Origin of the sequence: Cryobacterium sp. 10I1 (assembly GCF_035019805.1) — a bacterium.
Classification (GTDB): domain Bacteria; phylum Actinomycetota; class Actinomycetes; order Actinomycetales; family Microbacteriaceae; genus Cryobacterium; species Cryobacterium glucosi.
In genome coordinates this window covers 1-3,004 of record NZ_JASJVF010000330.1, presented here as the reverse complement: position 1 = coordinate 3,004, position 3,004 = coordinate 1, and the positions used below count along the sequence as shown (strand labels likewise).

Below are 3,004 nucleotides of genomic sequence, written 5' to 3'. Positions count from 1 at the left end.
CGGTTGGGGCATCCGCTAGCGGATGCCCCGGGGAACTAGCTCTTCGGCCAGCTCGCCTCAATGGTGTCCGTGACCTTCTGGCTGCTGTCGCCGCTCAGCCAGGACACGATGCCCTTCCAGAACGAGTCGGTGCCGACGGCACCGGGCATCAGGTCGGAACCGTCGAAACGGAACACCGTCTTCGGGTCCTGCAGGATGGTGATGCTCTGCTTGAGCAGGTCGCTCGAGGCGTTCGCGGGGTCGAGGCCGGTGTTGGCGCTGATCACGCCGCCCTCCTTGACCCGGTTGTTCGCCCAGGTGTCACTGGACAGGTAGGTGAGCGTCGCGGTGATCGCGTCGCTCGTCTTGAAGGCTCCGACGAGCTCGCCGCCACCGGTGACCGCCTGGTCGCCGCCGGCCTTGACCGGGGGAAGCAGGAACGCGTAGACATCGCCCGTGGGGGAAACCGTCACCGCGGAGCCGTCCGCCTTCTTCCAGAAGCCCTCGTAGAACGAGGCCTGGTGGTGCAGGGAGCACTTACCGTCGAGGATCGGGAGGCCCGCGTCGCCGAACTGCGTGGAGATGATCGACGAGACATCGCCGAGACCACCGTTGACGTCGTCCGGGTTCTTGAGGATCGCACCGACGGAGTCGAACGCCTTCACGATGGCGGGGTCGTTGAACGGGATCTTGTGCGTGACCCACTTGTCGTAGGTGTCCGCGCCGGCCTGGCGAAGCACGTAGTCCTCGACCCAGTCGGTTCCCGGCCAGCCGGTTGCGTCACCTGATCCGACACCGGCACACCACGGCTTGTGGTCGCCGTCGGCCGCGATCTTCGCGGTGAGTGCGGTCAGTTCATCGAGGGTCTTCGGGATTTCGTAGCCCTTGGCCTTGAATTCCGCAGGCGAGTACCAGACGTAGCCCTTGACGCTCGCCATCAGCGGGGCGGCGTAGAAGGTGCCGTCAGCTGCGGTGCCGTAGCCCTTCCAGTCCTTCGACCACCACTTGTCGACGTTCGCCTCGACGGCGGCCGGCGCCTTCTTGAGGAAGCCGGCAGCAGCGAGCTTGTTGAAGAGGCCCGGCTGCGGGATGATGCCGATGTCGGGAGCGTTGCCACCCTCGGCGAGCACCGCGATCTGGGCTTCGAATTCCTTCGTGCCCTGGTAGGTGACCTTGATGCCCGTGCAGGACTGGAAGTCGGCCCAGGAATTGACGAGGCGATCGGCCTCGACGTCCTGGATGGTGCCACCGATCTTGACCTCGGGGCTGTCCTTGAACGTCCCGTAGGACGCGTAGTCGGCACAGTTGGACGACGACGAACTGGATGCGGCGATGTCGCCTGTGCATCCGGTCAGGGCGAGTCCGACCACGGCCGCGGTGGCCAGCGGCAGGTAGAGCCGGCGGTGCTGCTTCACGCTCATGCGTTTCTCCTCATTGAGTGATGCGGGTACGCGAGCTATGCGGTTCACGTACCGAAATGTGATGCGGGACTGTGTTGCGGGAATGTACTGCGGGAATCAAGAACTGCAATACGGGATCGTGCCGGGTATCCGATTCCCCTGCCTTCGTAAGTAAGGAACCGGTTCCACATCACAAACTACGGGAGGTCAGCGGGATTGGCAAGACAATCTTTGTCACGAAATCGCAAAGATTCCGGCGATGATCGCGCGACCACGCACACGCGGGCATTAAAAGTGTCACAGTTCAGCCTTTTCTGCTGGAACCGGTTCCAGTAACAGCGAAAGGAGCGCTACTCTTTCGTTACCGATCCAAAGGAGGACGAGTCGTGAGCGCAATCGCCGACGTGGCACGCCTCGCAGGCGTTGCAAAAGCGACGGCATCCCGCGCACTCAGCGGTCGCGGTTACGTTTCGGAGGCGACGCGGCTCCGGGTCGTCGCGGCCGCGAGGGAGATCGGCTACGTCGCCTCGCCGAACGCCGCGAGCCTCGTGACCGGGCGCACGAAGAACGTCGGCGTGATCATCCCGTTCATCAGCCGGTGGTTCTTCTCCGAGGTGCTCGAGAGCCTGGAACAGGCCCTGCTCGCAGAGGGCTACGACATGACGCTCTACAACCTCCCGGCAGCGTCCGCCGAACGCGACAGCGTCTTCGAGTACTTCCTCGCTCGCAAGCGGTTCGACGGGGTCATCTCTGTCGGCGTCGCCTTGAGCGAGGCGGAGGTCGATCGACTTCACCGCCTCGGGAGGCCGTTGATCGGCATCGGCGGGCCGATCAGGGACGTGCACACGATCGCGATCGACGATGTCGCGACAGCGCGGCTCGCGACCGAACACCTGCTCGGCCTCGGCCACGTCGACGTCGTGCACGTCGGCGGAGATCCGATCGACGAGATGGACTTCCGGGTGCACAGCCAGCGCCTGAGTGGCTTCTACTCCGCCATGCGCGACGCAGGCCGCTCGACGGACCGATGCTTCTACCCCTGCGAATTCAGCATGCCCGGCGGCTACGAGGTGGGGTTGTCCGTGCTCGGCGACCCGCGTACCCGTCCGACCGCGATCTTCGCCGCGAGCGACGAAATCGCCATCGGCGTCATCGTCGCGGCGCGGGAACTCGGCATCCAGGTGCCGGCCGAGCTGTCCGTGATCGGCATCGACGGGCATCCGTACGCGGACATGTTCCGCCTCACGACCCTGGAGCAGCATCCACGCAGGCAGGGACGCCTCGCCGTGAGCGCGCTCCTGACCGAACTCGCGCGCCCGACGGACGCGGACGCGAGGCTCGAGGAAGACGGATACCTCACGGTGCTGCCGACGAACCTCGTGATCCGGTCGAGCACGAGCGGCCCGCACCGGCCACGCAGTTAGCTGTCTCCGGCGCCGATCGCCTCTGCCTCTTCGAGCTCGTCCTCCATCGCACCGTCAGCACGGGCGAGGTGGCGGTGGCCGAGCACGAGAATCGCGACGGCCACGAGGACGGATGCCGCCCCGGCGTAGAACGGGACCGCCGGCCCGAAGAACTCCGCGAGCAGGGTTGCGGCAGGCGGCGCGATCGCCCCGCCGAGGAAC

The 3,004-nt window shown here is 65.6% G+C and carries 2 protein-coding genes and 1 pseudogene; 1 reads left to right on the top strand and 2 read right to left on the bottom strand.

What is annotated here, in order from left to right; translation table 11 throughout:
* Positions 1–35: 35 nt before the first annotated feature.
* The gene (locus QN345_RS17450) at positions 36–1,400 is read right to left on the bottom strand and encodes an ABC transporter substrate-binding protein (RefSeq protein WP_134446745.1); all 1,365 of its coding nucleotides are present in this window, start codon (positions 1,398–1,400) and stop codon (positions 36–38) included.
* Positions 1,401–1,765: 365 nt separating this feature from the next.
* Between QN345_RS17450 and QN345_RS17445 the strand changes: the two genes are divergently transcribed.
* Entirely contained in the window at positions 1,766–2,803 is a 1,038-nt protein-coding gene (locus tag QN345_RS17445; RefSeq protein WP_134446743.1) for a LacI family DNA-binding transcriptional regulator, read from the top strand.
* Here the strand turns inward: QN345_RS17445 and QN345_RS17440 are convergent.
* A pseudogene (locus tag QN345_RS17440) lies at positions 2,800–3,004 on the bottom strand (MFS transporter); the annotation flags it as partial. The gene QN345_RS17445 and the pseudogene QN345_RS17440 sit on opposite strands and share 4 nt — an antisense overlap.